Origin of the sequence: Nocardia sp. NPDC056100, from assembly GCF_042266325.1 — a bacterium.
Lineage (GTDB): Bacteria > Actinomycetota > Actinomycetes > Mycobacteriales > Mycobacteriaceae > Nocardia.
The window spans coordinates 488,512-509,478 of the sequence record NZ_JBHJVY010000002.1; the positions used below are offsets into that span (position 1 = coordinate 488,512).

Sequence of the window (20,967 nt, forward strand, 5' to 3'; positions counted from 1 at the left end):
TCTCTACACGAACGATCACTATTGCTAATCAACGAATCCTGCGAACGCACGATTGCGTGTCTCAGACCTGATCCAGCGTGCCCAATTCACGGACGACATCAGCGAATGCCCGGATCGGTGCGGTCTCGAAGTCGCTGCGCCACACCGGCGCCCACCGTACTCGATGTGAATCGGCAATGGGTACATAGGCGACGCCGGGCCGATTGTAGTAACGGGCGATATGGCTCATACCGCTGGTGAAGGTGCCCGAGGTGCTGGCGGTGGTGAGAATGTCCTCGAGGGTCGAGATCGGGGTGACCCGGTCGATGGGCCGCCCGCGCGGGGTATAGAACGGGCTCACCGCGTCCTCTCGATCAGCATCCCGCCTATCCGACGCTCCTGATTCTTGATGGACTGACTGACTCGCTCGGTCGAAAGATACAGTCGCTGAGCGGCTTTGCCGAAGTGCAGCTCCTCGGCAACGGTCCGTTGGTGGCTCCGGGCGCTATGTGCCCGCGCGCTTCCCGGAACTGGGAAGGAGCCGAGAACACGACTGGATAGGATGCGGTGAGCAAGCGGCGGAGGAAGGTGAATGATGGTTGCCTCGTTGGACTTACCGACCGCCGGCGCCGATGTGAAGCTCAACCGCGTCTCGCAGGCGCCGATGTTGAACGACTTCATCGGCACCACCGAGCAGGTCATGCAACTGCTGCTCGACACTCTCGGTAAAGGCACCGCCCAGCAGCTCACCGCGAAAGCCTTGAACGACGCTACCGGCAAATCCGCGGGCACCGGTGCCGCCGCGACGCAGTACCACGCGACCGATTCCCAACTCGCACAGTACAAGTCTGATCTGGACACGCTCGACACCCACATCGCCGATATCGCGCAGAAGTCCGCCGGAATCACCCAGACCACGCGCGATGAAGTCAAGGCGTTGCGCGACCGGATCAACGGCATTATCGGCAACGTGCCCGAAAAGCCGAGCGTACAACAACAATTGGGTGCCATCGATCAGATCGACAATGCCGTGGGCAAAGCCGAGGACGCCGTGGTGCAGGCCTGGGATCTGAACAACGCCCACGGTGCCACCGTGCCGCAGAACTATCAGGGCGGCGATGGGGGTTCGTCGGGTGGCGGTTCAGGTGGTTCGAGCTTCCCGGGCTTCATTCCGAGCAGTTCCGGGGGCAGTGGATCGGGCGGCGGGAGAAACAGTTACGTGCCCACCAATGGCAGCGGTGGCTATAACAGCCAATACACTTCGCCGGTCAATTCTACCGGTGGTTCCACTCCGCACCGTCGCCTCAGCTCAACCGAGATCGACGCCTACATCGGCAAGGCGCTCGATGCTCTGGGTATCACCGATCCGGTCGCCCGCGCGAACTGGACCCGCGGCTACCGCGTACTGATCGAGCGTGAGTCCGGCGGCGATATCGGCTCGATCAACCTGAGCGATTCGAACGCCCGCGCCGGTACTCCGTCGCAAGGCCTCACCCAGACCATTCCCGGCACATTCTCCGCGTACCACGTCGCCGGCACATCCTCGAATATCACCGACCCGCAGGCCAATATCGCCGCCAGTATGAACTACGTCATGGCCCGGTACCACGTTTCGCGAGATGGTTCGAACCTGGCTGCGAACGTGCAGCAGGCCGATCCCGGTCGTTCGCCGAAGGGTTATTGAACCGGCGCCCGTGATCGGCTGGGCCTCGATGGCCGCAGAGTTCTCCGCGAATCTGTCAAATGCGGCAATTGGCTTGGTACGCAAGCTCATTCAGGAAACCGAGCTAGCAGTCGAGTCCCCGACCAGGGTAAGTCGACAGGTCACCTCCCATATGCGCGCCGTATGCGCCGATGCTGATGGTGTCGAGCGCGCCGCCGTGCGCGCCCGCGACCCCGCACTGCTGCGTGGCGTCATCCAAAAGGAACACGGCTACAGCTCGACAAGCCGGGGCGCGGCCCCGCCGGATTACCATGCCCGCGGCTACCGCCTCGAACTGGACGTGCCCGCGGGATCACACGGACTGTGGATGGGCCAGGAGAGCCGCAACATATACCAGCGCGAGCTGATCCTGCCCCGCGACCTGGAATACCGAATCGACGAGGTGATACCGAACCCCACAGGCGCACACTATGAAGGCGTCGACTACCTCTTCCGGGCAACGGTGCTCCCACCCGGCGCCCCGTGAGGCGCAATGCGCGGCCGCACTCACCCGCGGTCGAAATCCGTTTCGCTTGAGCCTGTTTCGCGAAGCAGGCGGTCGAATTCGGCTCACCCACAGTGATTCATGGGACCGTACCTTGCTCACCGTCCGTGCCACGCAGGGCGCTTCCCGAGTCTCCCGCATCCCCAACGATGGGAATGGGTGTCACTCCTGTTTCGGGGTCTGTCTACCTTGCTTGAAATCCTCCGCGTTCAAACCTGTTGCGCGCAGCAACATAGCCAGCGTGTCGGGATCGACCTGTCGTTCGGACGGTTGGTACTGGGCAGTTCGCTGCTGCCGGACGATGGGGAGCAGAGCGTCGTACTCCGGGTCGCCGGGATGGAGTTCTTCGTAACCGTCGAACATCATGCCGTCGGGCCCGGTGCCGCCGACGCGCCGCAGGATGGTCTCACCGTCGTCGGCGAGGAAGAGTCCGTTATTCGAGTAGCCGGTCAAAGTACTCCTTCACTCGCGCGGCGATTCGTTCGTTGCCGCAGGCAATTCTGGTCAAATGCTCGGGTCCGGCTGTCCAGGCCGCGAACGCTTCGGCGAAATTCTCCCCCGAATCGTTGCGGTACTTCCACCAGTCCGCGTGCTTGCTGATCGAAATGAGCATGTCGTTGTGTATGCCGGCCCAATCCGGCTCGAGGCGGAGCCGACCGCCGTCACTCGTTGCGTACGCGTGATCGACGGCGTGACCGACTTCGTGCAATGGTATCCAGGCGCGATCGCTCGCCGGATGGGGTCGCGTATCGACGTAGATGCGGCGACTATCAGGCGAGTAGAGGCCCCCCAGGTTTTCCCACGTGACCAGTGGATTGGGGCCTTCCGGGTTATTCGCGACCGTGGTCTCGAGTCCCGGCATCTTCGAGATCGGCATTTGGCCCATGACAAACCCGCCGTCGGGCTGTTCGTTCAGGTGAGCAACCACCCGCTCGAACATCGGATGGGGTATCTGCGTCAGCGCGCCGAGCGCGCTCTTGGTCTCGTCCGCCGAGTCGAGCCGGTGCAGGAACGGGCCGCCGTCAGCCGGGGGGAAGTTGACAACGAACTCGAAGGCGCCACCGGCGAGCGACACCGGATCTCCCGGTCGCACCGTCACCTGTTCTCCGGGCTGGATCGGAACGCCACCCACGGAAGTGCCGTGGTCCGATCCCTCATCCCGTATCCATACCTTGCCCGATGGATGGACGCCGATGCTCACGTGTTCCGGCGAAAGCTGTTGTCTGCCCGGGAGGTCGGTGGGCAGGCGTGGATCATTCCGGCCCAGCAACACAGGTTCGCCCCCGCGCCTCAGATCGACTGAGAACCCACCGCCGTCAGGGCCGTTGAGGTGTACCGAGGTCGGTCTCGGGAACGGATGGTGAAACCCCTCGCGGGTGTATTGCGTGGAGCCGGCCCATTCGCCGAGCCGAAATCGCTCGCCCGGATATATGCGGACCGGTCTATCCGGATCGACCCGTCGATTCTCGACAAAGGTTCCGGTTCGGGAGTGCTCATCGCTGATCCATACATGACCCCGCAAGTCCCGGTAGATACTCGCGTGCTTCGCGGATACCGAAATATCGTTGAAGTGTTCCGACAGCGGTGATTCGGGACCCTTGCCGAGCACGATCCGCTCGCCCGGCGCCAGCATCACCGGCGGGATCTTCGGATCGTCGAAAAGCCGCATTTCGATCGGCGCCTCCGGTCCCAGCTTGAGTTGTGTGGACACATCACCGAACTCGAGAGTGTGGTCCGAAGTCAGATACCGTTTCTCGTCGAACGACAGGGCTTCGCCGTCGACCTTGGTCCGCATCGACCCCTCCGTTTGCAGATCGTGAACCCAGACCCGGCCATCTTGATCGCGCCCGATGCGGATTTCATGGTTGTTCACCCCGTTGACCAGGGTATGGCCGTTCAGGAAGCCGGTGTCCAATGATCGCGAGTGCCCGGGGTCGAGGAAGATCGGATTCTGCTGGTGGCCCCGCACGAAGTGCAGGGCGGCGGGCGTATCGGGATCGATCTTCACGGTGGCGGGCGGTCGAATACCGCCTCCTCCTGCCTCCGAATGCACGCCCGATCGCAGCGAATTGGTTGCCCCACCGAGGAATCCGCCGGCGAATCCAGTGATCGCGGCCTGGCGCGCCACTGTGAAAAGATCGCCCAGACTGTGAATCTCGTTGTGGCGGATGATCACCGCGGGTACCGCGCCGAGCACCCCGCCCGCCGCACCGGCCGCTCCACCGATCAGGATGGTGCCGCCCATATGTGCGGCGAGGCGGCCCAATCCCGAGGTGGCCCGGACGCCGAGCCGCTGCATTACCGACGGTGCGAGGCGACGTCCGACCGCGGCGCCCGCTACGCCGCCCAAGAGTCCGCCTGCGGTTAGTTCGATGAATGACATCGTGTCGAAGCCATGCGCGACGCCGGACGCGTTATCCCAAGCCTGTGCGCCCACACTCGTTATCGCGCCGGTCAATCCGCCGATCTTCGCCGCGTGCAACGCACCGTGCAACGCGGCCCGCCGCATTGCTCCGGCGCTGGCCTGGGTGACTACCTCGGTGGTGAATCTGCCGACTGCGGCCCGCATGGCCTGCTCGGTGGCCAGTCGGTCCGCCATGGCCTTCATACCGCCGCCCTGGAAGAACAACAGCATGTCGTAGGTGAGTTGCGCGCCCAGCACGATTCCACTGACAACGAGCAGATGCTGCAGTCGCACAGTGGAATCGGCTGTGTCATAGCACTGTTGTCCCAGGGCCTCGCAGACCGCGGCCTTATCGCGCATGGCTTGTTCGGTGACGCGATACCGTTCGGCTAACCCGACGGTGGTCGCACCTTCCACGGTGCTCAGGACTCTGGTCGCCTGCGCCGCATGATGATCGGCGCTGCCGATCAATTCCGAACTCGCCTTGAAAAGCGCGTGACCGATGCGGCGCAATGGCTCCGGCTGTGTTTCGGGCCAGTGCCCCAGAACCAGGGTGCGCAATGCCGATGGCACTTCGGCCAGTAGGCCAATCGCATCCATCGTAGTCCTCCTGGCAGCTCACCATGCCTAGGCGTCATCTAATTACGGTCCTTCGAACCCCTATTCCCAGTTGTGGGAATAGATCTCGCGCGGCTGTGTGGGAACGCGTGCGAGGATGCGTATTCACGTGAGTCCGTGGCGGTCCGCACCACGTGACACTCCGATCGGCACAGGGAGAATGGCGTGAGTGGAAAGTTCTCCGCCGACCTGGATGAAATGCGTGCGCGGGTGCCCGAGGTCGATCGCACAGCCGAGGACGTCGCGACCACAGTGCAGACGCTGCGCACCTCGTTGGCCGCCGAGGGTGAGCCCTGGGGAACCGATGAGGCCGGACGAGCCTTCGCAGGTTCCTATCTGCCCGATTATCAGCGGACCATGGCCGACCTCGACGCATTGGTTCGCATGCTGCGTCAGGGCGGCGGGGATCTGCATCGGCTCGCGAACGGCTTCGAAGCGGCCGACGCGCGGGGCGCACGGCGAATCGCCAATGCCGCCAACATGACCGAGCCCGGAGTTCAGCCGATATCAGCGGCAAACAACGGTCCGGCCGGAACCACCGATTCAGTCACCCCCACCGTGCGCACCGCAACTCGGACTCCACCGGCCGGGAACATACCTGAATCGGCCGGTCCGATACCGGGTTCGGCGGCATCGGTACCGGGTGCCTCCTCGGGCGGTGACGCGGGTCCGGATGTAGTTACGTCGGCAACTCGGCGTCCGGCGACACCGGACCCTTCTGGGGCGACTCCGGACACCGATGCCACCCCGGACACCAATTCCGCCGCGCCCACAGATCCGTCCCGGACCGGAGATTCGGGCGTGCCGGGCGCGAATGGGCAACCCGATGGGCCGGCATCTTCCGAACCCGTTGGGCCCGTGCCGAATCCGGGCGCCGGAACCATCACGCCACCGAGCCCGGCAACGCAGCCCGCGAGCACACCGTGGTCCCGCACCGGAATGTCTGCGAATCAGCCATCGACCGGGACATCGTCGGCCGCTCGGCCGGCGCCGTCGAACGCCGCGGGGCCACCTCGCGTGAGCGCCCCGGCCTCCCGCACCGGCGCGCCTGGTTCACCCCCGCGCCAGCCAGTCAGGCCGAGTGCGTCCGGGAAGGATAAGAAGCGCGACCGCAAGACCACCGCGCCGGGAACCGATGAATCACTCGCGGTGCGGCTGACACGCGAACTCGCCGAGAAATATGGTGTCCGAGCCTTCGGATTCGACACTCCCGGCATCCCGGATGAGGTGCTGCTCGAACTCGTCGCCGCCATTGATGAGGTGCTGCCCCGCAATCCGGGCATGGCGCTGGGCGAGATTGGTATCCGGGCGCTCGCCACCGGTGCCCTCACCCGTCTGGAATGGGACGCGATCTCGGGGACAGCTCGAATATCACTGGCGGCGCGCGCTGCCACCGATCGCACATACCTCGAGAGCGGCGTGGCCGCGGACGAACGCCTCCAGGCTGTCGGGCAGACCAGACGCCCTGTCTTCGCCTGCGTCATTCGCGAACTCGGCCGCGTCCGCGAGGGGGTCGATAGCGGGGGAGTCTCCCATCGCTGACCATCGTTGGGAATAGCGGTGCACCGATTTCGTTCTGCCTCGGTCAGACTGACCGAATCAGTCGATAGGCATTGTGACAGCTCGAGGAGAACGTGCCAGGCAAACTCGTCGAGTTGATGAGCCGGGTCCGTTCGACGATCCGGGTCGAAGTAACTCTCGGCTACGAGCAAGCGGCTGCCCGTACCCGCAAGATCTCCAATGCGGTACGGCGCGCGGTACGGAGAACGGAAGACGCGGACCGCGCCGGGGGCCGGATGCTCGGGGCCGGCAGCTCCGCGGGTCAGGCCACCGGATCGGTTGAGAGGGTCATCGAGATACACCGCCCGCCGTTCACCCGGAGATACTCCAACACAAAAGAAATCGAGTACCGACCGAGCCAGCTGCCGGTCTTCGCCGGTCCGGTTGTTCGTGAACAGATACGCCAGGGAGAAATCGGCGATTGCAGCGTGATCGCGCTTATTGGCGCTGTAGCCAAACGACGCCCGGAAGCCATTCAGCGGGCGATTCGTGATCGCGGCGATGGAACCTGCGACATCACGCTCCACAATGTCGATCCCGCCGGCTACCAGCTTTCTGCGCGGCCTACCGGGGAAACCATGACGTTCCGAGTCAGCAACGACCTGCCGCATGCTCGAGACAGTCCGCCTGGTCCGCCGATCGGAGTTCGATCTGATTCTTGTTCCTGGCCTTCACTGTTGGAGAAGGCCTTTGCGGGTGAGGACCGCGTCTGGGATTCAGCGACGAGGTCGGCGTGGAAACTCAACTGGCGGAGTCTTAAGCCAAGCGTTGACACGGGGCGTCGGCTCGAGGGACTACGGCTGTCGTCCCCGCGCACGCCGCCGGAAGGTTATAACCGTCTCGGTGTGGGGACGTATTCCGACGATCAGGCGAACGTGCTCGCGAGACTCACCGGTGAGGAGGCTGTCGTAAAGCAACTGTCACCGAGCCATCGAGAGTTGCTCGCACAGCTCAAGAGCCAGCTCGACAACAACAAGCCGATCGTGGTGTCCAGTCGAGACACTATCGAGGGTGCGACATACCCCGATGGTATATATGCCAATCATGCATATGAGGTCGACCGGGTCATCGGCGACGAGATCGAACTGCGGAATCCTTGGGGGTACGACCATCCCGAACCCATGAGTGCCAGAGAACTTTTGAAGTTCTACGAACCCCAATACGTCACGCTGAAGTAGGTGCCGAGTAGATGAGTTTCGAAAGCAGTTCTATTACAGTCCATCTCGCCATCCCCTCGGACTGGGGCTTCGGGAACATCATCGGCGGAAAGCATCTCGCCGACGCGGACGGAGCGCGCGCGGCACGGTTGTTCCTCAAGGATCGCGACGGCGAGCGCCACCTCACCGTGCACGAGGGCGACCGGATCGAGTTCGCCGGACAGTCGTGGAGCGTCACGACGGTGTACGAGTCGGTCGCCGGTGCCGGCAGGGGTCCGGTGGCAACGCTCACCGAGATCCCGCCGGTGGCGAATGCATGAGGTCTCGCCGGACCTCGCCGGACATCGGACCGCTTACACGAATACCGACTGTGCGAACTCGTGCTGTTCCACCGCGTCCACGAATGCCATGAACTCGCGGTGGTCGAAGTACAGCCTGGCGTCTCCTGCGGACGCGCTGCACTCCGCGTCCGCGCTGAATTCGTAGAGCCCGTCGAATCTTCGGTTGATCACCAGGAAGCGGCTCACCGGTTCCCCGGCTCGGATCGCTTCCTGGATCACTTCGAATTGCTCGTGGTCGAAGCTCAGGCACTGACCCGGCGGGACGTGCGGGGTGTCGACGGTGGCGGCGAGTTTGTCGTCCCAGATCAGGGTGCGCTGGTCGTCGCGGTAGACCATGACGCAGGCTTGTTGCGGGGAGCTGGAGCTGGCCTTGCGGAATTGTCCGACGGTCGGTGTCGACAGCATGGTGGATCCTTTCGAACGTGCGCCGGCGACATCGGCGGCCGCACAGCACACCTATCTATTCGCGCTAGGGGAGGGTTCCGATAGCAGCGAAGTTGCATGGACGGGCATAATCGGTGGTGTCCACCGGTTCTTCGGGATGCCAGTCCGTGGCGTAGGTGATGCCCGGATCCGCCAATTTCCAACCGGTGAAGAAGGTTTCGAATTGGTGCCGGGTGCGCAGGGTGACGGGGGTGCTGGCGTCACCGAAGACCGCCGCGCCCGCTGCTACCTGCTGCTTTATTTCGGTGCCCGCGTCCTCGAGGGAGACGTGGGTCATGGCGAGTTGGCTGCCGGGCACCACGGCGGCGCGGAACTGCCCCAGCAGTGACGCCGGATCGGCCGCGTCGGGAATCCAGGGCAGCACCGAGATCAGCAGCAGCCCAACCGGTTCGGAGAAGTCGATCAGGCGCTTGGTGTCGGGGTGATCGAGGATGCGCGCGGGTTCGCGCAGATCGGCGTCGACCATCGCCGTGGTCTCCAGCACATCCTGCTGACGCAGCAGGTCGCGGGCGCGGTTGATGGCTTCCTCGTCATTGTCGACGTACACCACGCGGGTGCCGGGGGCCAGGCTCCGGGCTACCTCGTGAGTGTTGCCGCCGGTCGGCAAACCCGAACCGATATCGAGGAATTGGCGGATTCCGGAGTCGACCATATGCCGCACCGCACGGCCCAGGAAGCGCCGATTGTGTTGCGCCCACAGGGGATAGAACGGAATCTCCTCGTACAGCCGGTGAATGAACGGCAGATCGGATTCGAAGATCACCTCACCGGTGATCATGTGATGGTAGATCCGCGCCGGACTCGGCTTGTGGGTGTCGATGGGGCGGGGCTCGAAGTCACTGCTGGACATCGTGTTTCCTATGCAATTGGGGTGTCATCGGACGGTGGGGCGGCTGCGCAGTCCGCGCACGAGGTGTTCCATGAACTGTCGGGAGTCGGCGGGGGACAGGGCGGTCATGGCCAGTCGATTGAAGATGCGGTCGCGGATGCCGACCGCGGGTTTGTCGTCGATATAACGGATTTCGCCCTGCGCCTCCACGACCACCATCTCCAGATCGCCCGCCGCACCGGGGGAGGGCACGCGGACCAGGATGTAGCGGTCCTCCATTCCCGCGCCGGGGGCCTGGTGTGTGAAGGGCATGATCTGGATCTGGATATTGGGCCGCTGGGTGAGTTCGATGAGGTGTCCGAGCTGATCGAGCATCACGCTGTCCCCGCCGTAGGTTCGGCGCAGACAGGATTCGGACAGGATGGCGTGGAACTCGGGCGCACCTTTTTTGAACAGGATCTGCTGCCGAGCGGACCGCGCTCGCACGTAATCCTCGACCGTCACCGCATCCGGATCGTCCGGATCCGGTTGCAGCGGTTCATGTAACGCGCGGATGTAGCTGGGATGCTGGAGCAGACCGGGCACGATCTCCGCACCGGTCTCGCGCAACCGGTCGGCCACATTCTCCAGATCGACCAGCAGTCGCAGTTCCTCGATATAGGCCCGCCGGTATCCGGAGTTCCAGAACCCGCGGCGATGGCTGTCTTCGCGCAGGTCCAACAGGATTCGCAGATAGCCCTCATCGGTGACGCCGAGTCTGCGAGCGAGCTCACCGAGGTCCTCGGCCGTCAGATTGCCGGTGCCCGCGATGGCCGCCGCAATCCGGGATTGGCTGACTCCGATGAGTTTGCCCGCCTCGGCCTGGGTTGTCCGCGCGCGCCGCAGCATCGCGTCGATTTCCCGTCCCAATAGTACTTTTCGCGCGGTTCTTGGCATGGCTCCCCACCGTATCGGGCTGTGTCGCCTTGGGCCGCTTCAAGTTTCGCAATCCTGATTATCAGGATAGATTATCGGACACGATAATTCCGCGAACAAGCCCGAACGGGAAACCGAACCGTGACCGGCCTGCCGCGGGTAGTGAGCCGGTGAAGGACGGGGCCACTCATGGACGCCACGGACCCCAGAGACCCGCACGCGGGAGCAACGACCACCTGGGGACGACGCCTACGTAGCTTTCGACGCGCCCAATTGGGGCTCAGCCGTGGGGATTTCGCCGAACTGGTCAACGAGCACGCGCGCCGGTTGGGTATCAACGCCGCCTGTTCGGAGCGCCATATCGCGCGCTGGGAGCTCGGCGAGGTTCGCAGACCGAACAAAACATATCGAGACCTGCTGGCCGCCGTCGGCGCACCCGAACCCGACTTCGCGCCCACCGCAACGGATTCGAATGTCAGGTCCGAGCCCGTGATGTCATGTTCGGAGGATTCCGGCACCGGCCGCACGGAGAATTCGACCTTCCTGGAAGCTCTCGCGACCGCGGTCGTCGGCTCACCGGACATTCTGCTGCCGTGGCTGCCGTCCCTGGGCGGGCCCGAGGCGGTGTTCGGCGGTACCGAACCGGACCTGGACTTTGTGCGCGTCACCACCGCCAGATTGCGCGAAATCGACCAGCGCCATGGCGGTTCCGCCATTGTGTCCGCGGCCGCGAGCCTGCTCAAATGGTCGACGACTCTGCTATCCCGCTGCCGCGGCCAGGCCCGCGAGCACGCCATGCTGATCGCGTCGGCTGACCTCGCCCGCCTGGCGGGCTGGGCCAGCCACGATATCGGCGACCAACATCGCGCTCGCCAATTCGCGACCATGGCAATGGTTTTCGCGCGGCGTGCGGGCGCGGACAGTCTGGTCGCGTCAATCCTGTACGTACTGGGCCGAATCAGCCTGATCGAACGCGATCCGCGCACCGCGCTGCGCATGTTCCAGCTCGGCCAGCTCCCCGCGCAGGATGCCGCCAACGGCGGGGAATCAGCCCGCCTGTACGCCAATGAGGCGTGGGCACACGCGATGATGAACGACGCCGGTCGCATGCGCCTGGCGCTGGCCCGCGCCGAGGAGGAGATCGCCCGCGTCGGCGATCTCATCGACCCGTGGACCCGGGTCTTCTTCAGCCCGGGTGAGTTCACGGGAATGCAGTCGGTGATCTACAACGAGTACGCGCTGACAGCCGACGGCAACGAGGCCGAGCAGTACACGCTCAAAGCCGTTGACAGCGCCCGTGCCTCGCTGGCCGCGTACGCACCGGGTCGGCCCGCGCGCAGCCTGCTGTTCGACAACATCACCCTCGCCACCGGCGCTTTCCGGCTGCGTCAGATCGATGAGGCGGTGGAATTCGCCGGTGCCTCACTGAGTTTGACCGGTCAGGTCGACAGCGGCCGGGTCGCCGACCGGCTGGGCTGGATGCTGCGTGCGGCCACCCTGTCCTCACCTCGCTCGGATGTGCGTGATGTCTGTCAGGAGATCCGGCAAACGATCGAAATGCCCTCGCACCAGCCGTATTCGCCGGTGGAGCACCGTCTGGCTACCGCGTAGGAGGACATCATTCAGCATGTCCGGGATGACATAGTGACGCGTACATGACATTTCGAAATGTCATGGTTGTGAGGACGATGTCCTGCCCGCGACAGGTCCTCGTCCGCAACTGACCTACCGAATGTCATTGCCGCAGAATCAATTTCCCGCTTGACTCGATATATGTGGTTCGGATACGCCCGCCTCGAGTTGCTGGCGGATGCCCCTGGTGCGGTGGCGCACGCGATCCGCGAGTATGCCGCCGACGCCGGGTTCAGTGACGGCACAGTGATTTTCGAGCCCATCGCCGCGGAAGTACTACTACGCGAGATGCTCAGCGAGATCGATCGCGGCAATCCCGCGGCACCCCTGCTGCGTCAGCTCGAACACGTCGCGCAATCGTGGAACGTCGATCTCGCACGGCTTTTCAATCCCTGGCCCCGCGCCGACACGCTATGGCACATCCTCGATGCTCTCGACGATTCGCTGCAGACGCACCTGATCGTGCCCAGCCGGGACCACCTGATGACGCTCGGTCCATCCGGCCGGGCACTGCTGGCGCAGTTCGCCCGCGCGGGCACCGCCATCCACTATCTCGACGCACCCCACCCGACCGAGCCGCTCGCCCGGCCCGATGCCCAGGTGCACATTCTCGTCGAATCCCGGATCGGCGCCATTCCCGCCGTGGCCCAACTCGATGCGGCCACCGAGCTTTTCCGCCTCGGCCGCATCGCGGCCATCCAATCGGTCGACATGATCTACGCGGCCCTGATCAACGACGCCATCCGCCCGGCCACGCCCGAAGCCGAATCCGCGGTGATCCGCCTGCTCGGCACGCCCAGCGGCCGACTGGTCATCGAACTCGAAGAACCTCATTCGCGCGACGACGAGGTCGCCACCCGCCTGACCACCCTGTGCGAGTCCACCCATCGATTCATCGACGGCGGCCGCACCTTCACCCGCTGCACCCTGCCCCTGGAAACCTCCGCCCCGGACGTCATGACATGAGACCGAGAACCAGATCGATGATGCGCGCAGCCCCTTCCCACGACACCCGATCCGATAGCGAACGCGCCCGCCCCACCGAGGGTTTGCTCGAAGCGCGCCACCTGCTGCTCGCCGTGGCCGGAACCCTCCAAGGGGGTTCGCCCCTGATCGGCTGGTCCCGCGAACTGGCCGACCTGCATGCCACCCTGCTGACCGCATCGGTGTCGCCCACCCGCCGCCCCACCGGTTTCGACGCCACTGTCACCCGAGGCCGGATCAATATCCTCATCGGCCTGATAGACGACTGGTCCGCCTTCCACCTCCCACGCCCCAGTACCGGCCGCCGCCACACACATTCGCTCGGCGAGGTCATCAGCCACGTCGCCGCCACCTATGCCCAAATGCAATGGACCCTGCGCCACAGCTCCAGCGCTCAACAGCAGCACGACGCGGCTCTGCGCTTCGCCCAGATCCAGGAGGGCTATGCCGATCTGGTTGAGGAGATCCGCACCCTGCGCGTCGCACTTCCACTGGGCTGGAGCGGAATTCGACCTACCTGAGGTCGCAGGCACTCAACGATCATGGTCGATACCGCTGTGTCCCAGCGGTATTCAGAGTGCTGCCAGCTCAACGGCCAGCTCGTCGAGTCCCAGCGAACCTTGCGAGACCGCCGCCATATGCCAGGCTTTGAGGTCGAAGGACTCCCCGTGCGCCTTGCGGGCGGCATCTCGGCCCGCGAGCCAAACCCGTTGCCCTAGTTTGTAAGTGATGGCCTGCCCGGGCAAACTCAGGTACCGGATGATCTCGGCGTCGAGCTGGTCGCCGGGCAGCCCGCAATAGGCGCCGAAGAAGGCCCGGGCGTTCTCGGGGCTCACCGGCTCTCCGGCCAGCATCGGTGCCGATGCCGGAAAGCTCAACCCGGCGTGCATACCGATATCGATGATGACGCGCTGGATGCGCTGCATCTGCGCGTTGAGGTAGCCCAGCCGGATCGCCGGATCCTTGTCGTAGTACCCGAGTTCGTCCATGAAATGTTCGGCGTACATCGCCCAGCCTTCGGCATTGGCGGCGACGAAGCCCATGGTGCTCTGGTAGACGGTGAGTTCCTTTGCCAGATACGTCCATTGGCCCAGCTGAACGTGATGCCCCGGAACGCTCTCGTGATACCACAGGTCGACCAGCCGCCAGATCGGGAACCGGGTCTTGCCTCCGGTCGGCAGCCAGGTCCGGCCGGGGCGGGAGAAATCGACCGCGGGCGGGCTGTAGTACGGCGCTGCGGCGGACGCTCCGGCCGGAGCGATCATCGCCTCGACCTTCAGCAGCGGTTCGGCGAGGTCGAAGTATTTGCCTTGCATATCGCTGATCGCCCCGTCGATCTGTCGTTGCAGATACGCGCGAATGGCATCGGTGCCCTCGTACGCCTCGCCGTGCTCATCCAGCCACGCCATGGTCTCGAGCGGTGCCGCGCCGGGCCGCACGGTCTGTGCGACCTGCCGCATCTGCGCCTCGACATCGGCGAACTGCCGCCAGGCCCAGTGGTAGGCCTCGTCGAGATCGAGGTCCGCCCCGCACCAGTACCGGACCCAGCGCGCATAGCGTTGCTGCCCCACGGTGTCCGGTTGCTCGATCACCGCGGGCGCGTAAACCTGTTCCAGCCAGTCCTTCATCCCCGCCATTGCCGAGCCTGCCGCAGTGGCCGCTGCAGCCACTTGCGGGCGCACCGATTCCGGTGCGGCGGAAGCGAAGTCGCCGAACCAGCCGCCGGCACTGTTCCCGGATATCAATTGTTTCAGCGCCCCGAGCACCTCGGACACCTGCTTCGGTCCGCACAGCAGATCGCGGCGAATCGCATCGGTCAGAGTCGCGCGGTACTGCTCCAGCGCTGCGGGGATATTCGCCATTCGCCGCCCGATGACCTGCCATTGCTCGGGGGTTTCGGTGGGCATCAGGGTGAAGATGTCGCGCAGGCCCATCACCGGCGATGCCGACGGCGCGGTCAGGGTGAGGGCGTTGAACGGCAGCACGGTACGCCGGTCTTCACCGGCCGCGCGCAAATCCAGTTCGATGGTCAGGCGTTCGCGCAACAGCGTCGCGCAGCGCTGTTCGCCCGCATCGGTGACCCGGTTGCCCTTCTCGGTGGCGTCCAGCTGGGTCAGTGTGCGGCGGGCCAACTCCGCGACGGCGGTCAGGCCATCCGGCGACAGATCCGGCAGTGCGCCATCAGGGGTGTCCAGCCCGGTGCGCACCCCCAGAAAAGCGTCCAGGGCGGCCAACTCATGAATGTAGGTATCGGCGATAGCGCGGGGCGTGCCGGCATCGGTGATCGGGTCGTGTGATGTGGACATCGCGGCTTGCCTCCATGGTCAGCGATCGCGGTCGATTGCCTACGAGAAGTCGAGCGGTTTGCGGTGTAGTCCTTCGATCAGTGTCGCAGACCCGCATGCCACGCCCCGATCGGCATAGCCTGCTGGGCTGAGGCGAGCATGTTACTGATCAATCTTCAGCGAACTGGCAGGTCGAATCAGGTTCTCTCCGGAAGACCAATGGACTTCCGATCATTGACGCCTATCGCCCAGGACAATTAAGTTAATATCCATTCTGATCGGAGTGGGAGTTGCTCCGCGGCTGTGCCGATTTGCCCGTACGACCAAGGGAACCATCATGACCGCTGACCCGGAACCGCAGTACGAGGATGTTCCGAAGAGCCGCTTCGCGGTTGTTCCGGATGGCCCCGTCGCCGCGGGCGGTAAGCCGTTGACCAATGCGCAGACGCGGATTCCGATTCCGTCGATTCATCGCTCCGAGACCAAGCGGCCGCCGCAATTGCAGGACGCGCTGGACTTCTGGCAGTTCTCCGGCGCGGCGGCCAATGTCGCCATGCAGTTGGCGCATCCGGGGGTCGGCCGCGGGGTGCTGGAGAGCAAGGTCGAATCCGGTTCGCTGATGGCGCATCCGTGGAAACGCTTGCGTACCACCGCCTCCTACCTGGCGGTCGCGATTCTGGGCTCGCCCGAGGAGAAGGCGATATTCCGCGAGGCGGTCAATGTCGCGCATCGGCAGGTCAAGTCCGAGCCCGGTGCGAAGGTCAAGTACAACGCCTTCGATCGGAATCTGCAGCGCTGGGTCGCGGCGAGCATCTATGTCGGATTCGAGGATTCGTACCAACTGCTGCACGGCAAGATGAGTCCGGAGCAGGCCGAGGCGTTCTATTCGACGTCCTCGACGCTGGGCACCACATTGCAGGTCACCGAGGATATGTGGCCCAAGACCCGCGCCGATTTCGACGTGTTCTGGAATGAGGCGTGCCAGAGCATCGCGGTCGATCCCGAAGTGCGCGCGTACATCGACGATCTGCTGCACCTGCGGATGATCCACTGGTATCTGCGGCTGATGTTCGGGGGTCTGCTGCGATTCCTCACCGCCGGATATCTCGCGCCGTTCTTCCGCGAGGCGATGGGGGTGGAATGGACCGCGACCGATCAGCGGCGCTTCGAGCACCTGTTCGTCTTCGTCGGATTCGTGAATCGGTTCGTGCCCAAGTTCCTGCGCTTCGCGGGCACCAAGTCGATGATGCGAGATGTGCAGCGCCGCATGCGTAAACAGGCCGCGCTGATCTAGCGGCGCTCGGGGCGCCCTGTCGCACTCGATCGAGTACGACAGGGCGCAGGTTCATGCCGAGCGCGGATAGATCTCGGCCGGTTCGGTCAGCTGCGCGGCCGCGAGTTCGCGTTCGATAGCCGTTGCCGCGTAATGCATTCCGTTGACGTGCAGTTGCTTGATCCGATGCTGGACCGAATCGATTCCATACGAGCGAACGACATCGGCGATGTCGAGCCTGTGAAAGGCGCCGGAGCCGAGTCCGGCGGTGGTGTAACTCGTTTCCATGTGAGCCCCCAAAAAGGGATCCCGGCAGATCCCGCACGCATCATACCTCGCTGCACGTGCATCGGCACGTGCACAGTTTTTCGAACTCGTGATGGAATAGGTTGTGGCACACTCGTGTTCGCGACACCGACGCCGACAGGAGTGGCAGTGATCGAGGACTCTAGGCAAACCTGCGCTGATGACGACCCGGGGGAGGACCCCGCACTGCTGCGCAGGGTGCTCGGAGTTCGCCTGCGAAAGCTCCGGGAAACGGCCGGGATCAGCGGCGAGACCGCCGGGCGGGCGATTCGCGCCTCGCATTCCAAGATCAGCCGACTCGAAGCCGGACGGGTGATCTTCCGCGCCAAGGACATCGAGGATCTGCTGACCGCCTACGGTGTGCGCGATGCCGCCACGCGTTCGGAATTCCGGCGACTGGCCGAGCGCGCCAATGCCACCGGCCGCTGGCAGGCCGGTGCGGATCTGGCCACCGCGCGACCGGACACCTACCTCGCGCTCGAGGATTCCGCGGCGCTGATCCGCTGCTACGCACCGAGTCTGCTGCCGGATCTGGTGTGGACACCGTCGTATGCGCACACCATTTTCGCCATCGCCGATCAACAGCCCGCCGCCGCCATCCAGAACCGCATCGAGCTGCTGACCCGCCGCCAGCGCCTGCTCACCCGCGCGGACGCGCCCAAGGCATGGTTCGTCATCGAAGAGGCCGCGCTGCGCCGCCCGCTCGGCGGAGCCGCCATCTGGCAGGGCCAGGTGGACCATCTGGCCGAACTGGTTGCCCGCCCGAACATCACCGTGCAGGTGCTGCCCGATCACATCGGCGGGCCCGCGATCAGCGGCACCGCGTTCACCATGCTGCGGTTCGCCGCGCCCGAACTGAGCGATCTCGCGCACTTCCCGCACCCGTCCGGCCCGCAGTTCCTGGACCGGCCCGGCGATGTGGACCGATTCAACGCGACCTGGGCCCGCCTGTGCGTCTGCGCGCTACCGCCCGATCGCACCGCCCACTTGCTCGACACCTTCCGTACCACCCGCCCGCGACACTGATCGGAATACAGCTCCCATGCCCGACGACGCTTTCGACACCCAGCTACCCACCGAGATCGACACCACCATCGCCCATGAGGCCCGCGTCTACGACTATTGGCTGGGCGGCAAGGAGAACTACCCGGCGGACCGCGCGCTCGGTGACGCCATCGCCGAGCACGTCCCGACCATCAAGACCATGGCGCGCGCCAATCGCGCCTTCCTGTCCCGCGCGGTCCGGCATCTGGTCTCCGACGCCGGGATCACCCAGTTCCTCGATATCGGCACCGGAATCCCCACGGCCGGAAACACCCACGAGGTCGCCCAGCAGCTCGATTCGAACGCGCGGGTGGTCTACGTCGACAAGGATCCGATCGTGCTGGCGCACGCTCGCGCGCTGATGGACAGCACCCCGCAGGGGCGCACCCGCTTCATCCACGCCGATCTGCATGATCCGCGCTCGATCCTGGAGCATCCGGATCTGACCGGCACGCTGGATCTGTCCGAGCCGGTCGCGATCATGCTCGTCGCCATCATGATGTACTTCGGGGACAAGGACCGTCCGCAGGACATCGTCGCCGAGCTGCTGGCCGCGGTGCCGTCCGGTAGCTACCTCGTAATCACCCACCCCACAGCGGATTTCGCGCCCGAGGCGATGGCCGGCGTGGTGGGTGCGGCGGTGGCCTCGGGTATCGAGTTCCATCCGCGCAGCAAGTCCGACACCAGCGATCTGTTCGCGGGCACCACGCTCGTGGATCCGGGCCTGGTCCCGGTCGCGTCGTGGCGGCCCGATCTCACCGACCGGCCGGTGGCCGTCGGCGAAGCCGAAAGCGCTTGGTACTGGGCGGGTATCGGCCGCAAGCCCTAGCGAGACGATGACACCGACCAGGTTCTCCGGAATGTTCATCGAAGATTTGTTGCGGGAGTGGAATATTCGACCCGGTGGCGAAGTGGTGTTGAAGCATCCCTTCGCCTCGGGTGGGATCGCCGACCCGGCGCTCGTGGCCAAACTCGGCGACATACTTTCGGCCCCGCTGTCCTCACTGGACCAAACGTTGGCGCTCGATACCGAACGTCTCAAAGCTCGTTGCTGGACAGCGGGATTCGAGGGCCAAGAGATCCACGGTATGACCGTCGGACAGGGTACGCGCGCGGGTGTCGAGATCCAGGTATTGCTCAGCTCGTATCCGGGTACCACGGAATGGGGCGATCGGGTGCGGATGCTCAGTGGTGATCTAATGCCCGCGCAGTCATGGGATCTGCCCGCGGGCATCGATCGGACTGTCCTACCGCTGGATTCGGGTGAGCGGGTCGATCCTCGCCTGCCATTCGACGCGACCGCGGATATCGTCTTCCGCAGCCCGGTCTCGCTGCGCCCGGTCGCGGGGATCGATGATGTGCGGACCATCGTCTCGCACGCGGCGGCCGTCTACGGTGAGCGCGACACCGGCCTGCGAATGATGGCGAAGCCGAATCTGTTGAGCCTGTGGACCTGCGAGATCTCGGGTATCCCGGTCGAGGCCGCCAGCCTGATTCGGGTTGATCACGAACTTCGCGTTCAGACAATGACTCTCGCGTTCCGCCCCTGGCCGGTGGTGCGACTGTTCCGCGATCGAGTTATCGCGCGGACCCGCGATCTCATCGATCCGTCCTACTACGATTCGAACTGAAATCGACTGTCAGGCACCCGAATCCAGTGCGCTTCCCAGCCGATCCAGGGCATCGGCGAAGTCGTCGACGTTATCCGGGCCGACGGCCTCTTCGAGCAATTCGTTGATCACCGCGAGTGCCTGATGGAGACCGGTCATTGCCTCGCGTCCCGCCGTCGTCGGCCACAGCTCCCACGCGCGTGAATCCGCGGCGCTGGGGCGGCGTTCCACCAATCCGGCGGTCTCGAGCCGGGCCGCCATCGTGGTGATCGCCGATTCGCGCTGACCCAGCTCATCGGCGAGCAGCCGCTGCGCGCAGCCGGGATTGCGCACCACGATCGCCAGTGCCGCCGCCTGCGATGTGGTGATCCCCCCGGCCACCCGGAACTGTTCATCGGCGGCCACTTTCAACCGCTGCGCGACCCTTTGCAGGTTGAAATACACGCGCCGATTGCCCGAGTGAAACTGTCTGGGGGAGTCCATGATTGACGACACTACACTAGTGAAGTATGTTTGTCCGGTATGACACGAATCATCGACGCCTGGTCACAGCAACCGAACGAGTTATTCCTGAGCCAGCCCTGGCTCGCCACCCTGCTGCGCTGGACCCGTCAGGACGGCGGTGCCCTCGCCGCCGCGTCCATGACCGATGCGACGCTGGCGGCAATGGACGCCGCCGGCGTCGAACGCGCACTACTGTGCGCGTGGTCGAGCCCGCAGGGCATGCTGATCGACAATGACGAAGTCGCCGCCGCCGTGCATGCGCACCCGGACCGCTTCACCGGTGTGGCCGCGGTGGACCTGCGCTACCCGGTCGATGCCGTCCGCGAATTGCGCCGCGCGGTAACCGATCTCGGCCTGGTCGCACTCCGAGTGGTGCCCTGGCTGTGGAACCTGCCCCCGGACGACCGCCGCTACTACCCGCTCTACGCCACCTGCGTAGAACTCGGCATCCCCTTCTGCACCCAAATCGGCCACACCGGCCCACTGTGCCCCTCCGAACCCGGCCGCCCCATCCCATACCTCGACAATGTCCTGCTCGAATTCCCCGACCTCGTGGTCGTAGGCGGCCACGTCGGCTACCCCTGGATCGACGAGGTCATCTCCCTGGCCACCAAATACCCCAACTTCCACGTCGACACCTCGGCCTACGCCGTCCACCGCCTCCCCGCCACACTGATCGACTACATGCGAGGCCCCGGCCGCACCCGCGTCCTATTCGGCACCAACTGGCCGATGCTGTCCGCCGAACGCTGCCTGCAACACATCGACAAACTAGGCCTCGACGCCAAAGCCAGAGACCTGTTCCTCGGCGGCAACGCGGCGCGAATCTTCAACCTCTGACACGGGATCGGCGTCGTCTACCGCAACCGCTCCAT

At 64.7% G+C, this 20,967-nt stretch carries 24 protein-coding genes; 14 read left to right on the forward strand and 10 right to left on the reverse strand.

Translation table 11 applies throughout. The features are described from left to right. Positions 1–61: 61 nt before the first annotated feature. Together ACFC0O_RS13945 and ACFC0O_RS13950 are read right to left on the reverse strand one after the other, a co-directional pair. Positions 62–340, reverse strand: coding sequence for a hypothetical protein (locus ACFC0O_RS13945; RefSeq protein ID WP_375957429.1), 279 nt, complete (start codon positions 338–340; stop codon positions 62–64). Continuing rightward, positions 337–681 carry a LysR family transcriptional regulator gene (locus tag ACFC0O_RS13950; protein ID WP_375957432.1) on the reverse strand — a complete coding sequence of 115 codons (345 nt, stop codon included), beginning with the start codon at positions 679–681 and terminating at the stop codon, positions 337–339. Before ACFC0O_RS13950 ends, ACFC0O_RS13945 begins: the two co-directional genes overlap by 4 nt. Between ACFC0O_RS13950 and ACFC0O_RS13955 the strand changes: the two genes are divergently transcribed. Together ACFC0O_RS13955 and ACFC0O_RS13960 are read left to right on the forward strand one after the other, a co-directional pair. After that, complete coding sequence (locus tag ACFC0O_RS13955) at positions 572–1,663, forward strand: hypothetical protein (RefSeq protein ID WP_375960793.1); 1,092 nt, start codon at positions 572–574, stop codon at positions 1,661–1,663. The genes ACFC0O_RS13950 and ACFC0O_RS13955 overlap by 110 nt on opposite strands. Before the next feature lie 28 nt (positions 1,664–1,691). Beyond that, positions 1,692–2,168, forward strand: coding sequence for an ADP-ribosyltransferase (locus tag ACFC0O_RS13960; RefSeq protein WP_375957435.1), 477 nt, complete (start codon positions 1,692–1,694; stop codon positions 2,166–2,168). A 180-nt stretch (positions 2,169–2,348) separates the two neighbouring features. Here the strand turns inward: ACFC0O_RS13960 and ACFC0O_RS13965 are convergent, their stop codons facing one another. Further along, positions 2,349–2,639, reverse strand: coding sequence for a hypothetical protein (locus tag ACFC0O_RS13965; protein ID WP_375957438.1), 291 nt, complete (start codon positions 2,637–2,639; stop codon positions 2,349–2,351). Continuing rightward, positions 2,620–4,431, reverse strand: a complete 1,812-nt coding sequence (locus ACFC0O_RS13970; RefSeq protein WP_375957441.1) for an FHA domain-containing protein — start codon at positions 4,429–4,431, stop codon at positions 2,620–2,622. The genes ACFC0O_RS13965 and ACFC0O_RS13970 overlap by 20 nt, the downstream gene beginning before the upstream one ends. Before the next feature lie 139 nt (positions 4,432–4,570). Here ACFC0O_RS13970 and ACFC0O_RS13975 point away from each other — a divergent pair, with 139 nt between their 5' ends. From ACFC0O_RS13975 to ACFC0O_RS13990, 4 genes are all read left to right on the forward strand, one after another. Further along, positions 4,571–4,828 (forward strand): hypothetical protein, encoded by a 258-nt coding sequence (locus ACFC0O_RS13975; RefSeq protein ID WP_375957444.1) that lies wholly within the window; start codon positions 4,571–4,573, stop codon positions 4,826–4,828. Positions 4,829–5,373: 545 nt separating this feature from the next. Then, positions 5,374–6,750, forward strand: coding sequence for a hypothetical protein (locus tag ACFC0O_RS13980; protein ID WP_375957447.1), 1,377 nt, complete (start codon positions 5,374–5,376; stop codon positions 6,748–6,750). 92 nt (positions 6,751–6,842) lie between these two features. Then, entirely contained in the window at positions 6,843–7,946 is a 1,104-nt protein-coding gene (locus ACFC0O_RS13985; RefSeq protein ID WP_375957450.1) for a hypothetical protein, read from the forward strand. Between the two features lie 11 nt (positions 7,947–7,957). After that, positions 7,958–8,245 carry a hypothetical protein gene (locus tag ACFC0O_RS13990; protein ID WP_375957452.1) on the forward strand — a complete coding sequence of 96 codons (288 nt, stop codon included), beginning with the start codon at positions 7,958–7,960 and terminating at the stop codon, positions 8,243–8,245. 33 nt (positions 8,246–8,278) lie between these two features. Here the strand turns inward: ACFC0O_RS13990 and ACFC0O_RS13995 are convergent, their stop codons facing one another. The 3 genes from ACFC0O_RS13995 to ACFC0O_RS14005 all read right to left on the reverse strand — a co-directional run bounded on the left by ACFC0O_RS13995 (position 8,279) and on the right by ACFC0O_RS14005 (position 10,475). Next, entirely contained in the window at positions 8,279–8,671 is a 393-nt protein-coding gene (locus tag ACFC0O_RS13995; protein WP_375957455.1) for a hypothetical protein, read from the reverse strand. Positions 8,672–8,735: 64 nt separating this feature from the next. Continuing rightward, positions 8,736–9,560 carry an SAM-dependent methyltransferase gene (locus tag ACFC0O_RS14000; protein WP_375957458.1) on the reverse strand — a complete coding sequence of 275 codons (825 nt, stop codon included), beginning with the start codon at positions 9,558–9,560 and terminating at the stop codon, positions 8,736–8,738. A 24-nt stretch (positions 9,561–9,584) separates the two neighbouring features. Next, positions 9,585–10,475: a Scr1 family TA system antitoxin-like transcriptional regulator gene (locus ACFC0O_RS14005; RefSeq protein WP_375957461.1), complete on the reverse strand. Its 891-nt coding sequence runs from the start codon at positions 10,473–10,475 to the stop codon at positions 9,585–9,587. Between the two features lie 168 nt (positions 10,476–10,643). Between ACFC0O_RS14005 and ACFC0O_RS14010 the strand changes: the two genes are divergently transcribed. The 3 genes from ACFC0O_RS14010 (at position 10,644) to ACFC0O_RS14020 (ending at position 13,591) form a co-directional block, all read left to right on the forward strand. Then, positions 10,644–12,065, forward strand: a complete 1,422-nt coding sequence (locus tag ACFC0O_RS14010) for a hypothetical protein (protein WP_375957464.1) — start codon at positions 10,644–10,646, stop codon at positions 12,063–12,065. Positions 12,066–12,227: 162 nt separating this feature from the next. Further along, entirely contained in the window at positions 12,228–13,052 is an 825-nt protein-coding gene (locus ACFC0O_RS14015) for a hypothetical protein (protein ID WP_375957467.1), read from the forward strand. A 17-nt stretch (positions 13,053–13,069) separates the two neighbouring features. Continuing rightward, entirely contained in the window at positions 13,070–13,591 is a 522-nt protein-coding gene (locus tag ACFC0O_RS14020) for a hypothetical protein (RefSeq protein WP_375957470.1), read from the forward strand. A 51-nt stretch (positions 13,592–13,642) separates the two neighbouring features. Here the strand turns inward: ACFC0O_RS14020 and ACFC0O_RS14025 are convergent, their stop codons facing one another. Continuing rightward, positions 13,643–15,376, reverse strand: a complete 1,734-nt coding sequence (locus ACFC0O_RS14025; protein ID WP_375957473.1) for a DUF885 domain-containing protein — start codon at positions 15,374–15,376, stop codon at positions 13,643–13,645. Positions 15,377–15,692: 316 nt separating this feature from the next. On the opposite strand from ACFC0O_RS14025, the gene ACFC0O_RS14030 reads away from it, so the two are divergent. Continuing rightward, positions 15,693–16,649 carry an oxygenase MpaB family protein gene (locus tag ACFC0O_RS14030; RefSeq protein WP_375957476.1) on the forward strand — a complete coding sequence of 319 codons (957 nt, stop codon included), beginning with the start codon at positions 15,693–15,695 and terminating at the stop codon, positions 16,647–16,649. A gap of 51 nt (positions 16,650–16,700) precedes the next feature. Here ACFC0O_RS14030 and ACFC0O_RS14035 read toward each other — a convergent pair whose 3' ends face one another. Further along, on the reverse strand, positions 16,701–16,916 hold the full coding sequence (locus ACFC0O_RS14035; protein ID WP_375957479.1) for a hypothetical protein: 216 nt from the start codon (positions 16,914–16,916) through the stop codon (positions 16,701–16,703). Positions 16,917–17,063: 147 nt separating this feature from the next. On the opposite strand from ACFC0O_RS14035, the gene ACFC0O_RS14040 reads away from it, so the two are divergent. Genes ACFC0O_RS14040 through ACFC0O_RS14050 form a run of 3 tightly spaced genes read left to right on the forward strand, consistent with a single transcriptional unit; the run spans position 17,064 to position 19,609 of the window. After that, positions 17,064–17,960, forward strand: coding sequence for a helix-turn-helix domain-containing protein (locus tag ACFC0O_RS14040; protein ID WP_375957481.1), 897 nt, complete (start codon positions 17,064–17,066; stop codon positions 17,958–17,960). 16 nt (positions 17,961–17,976) lie between these two features. Next, positions 17,977–18,807 (forward strand): SAM-dependent methyltransferase, encoded by an 831-nt coding sequence (locus ACFC0O_RS14045; protein ID WP_364650956.1) that lies wholly within the window; start codon positions 17,977–17,979, stop codon positions 18,805–18,807. Between the two features lie 31 nt (positions 18,808–18,838). After that, the gene (locus tag ACFC0O_RS14050; protein WP_375957484.1) at positions 18,839–19,609 is read left to right on the forward strand and encodes a hypothetical protein; all 771 of its coding nucleotides are present in this window, start codon (positions 18,839–18,841) and stop codon (positions 19,607–19,609) included. A 9-nt stretch (positions 19,610–19,618) separates the two neighbouring features. Here ACFC0O_RS14050 and ACFC0O_RS14055 read toward each other — a convergent pair whose 3' ends face one another. Next, positions 19,619–20,071, reverse strand: a complete 453-nt coding sequence (locus ACFC0O_RS14055; protein ID WP_375957487.1) for a MarR family winged helix-turn-helix transcriptional regulator — start codon at positions 20,069–20,071, stop codon at positions 19,619–19,621. A gap of 39 nt (positions 20,072–20,110) precedes the next feature. On the opposite strand from ACFC0O_RS14055, the gene ACFC0O_RS14060 reads away from it, so the two are divergent. Further along, entirely contained in the window at positions 20,111–20,932 is an 822-nt protein-coding gene (locus tag ACFC0O_RS14060) for an amidohydrolase family protein (RefSeq protein ID WP_375957490.1), read from the forward strand. Positions 20,933–20,967: the final 35 nt, after the last annotated feature.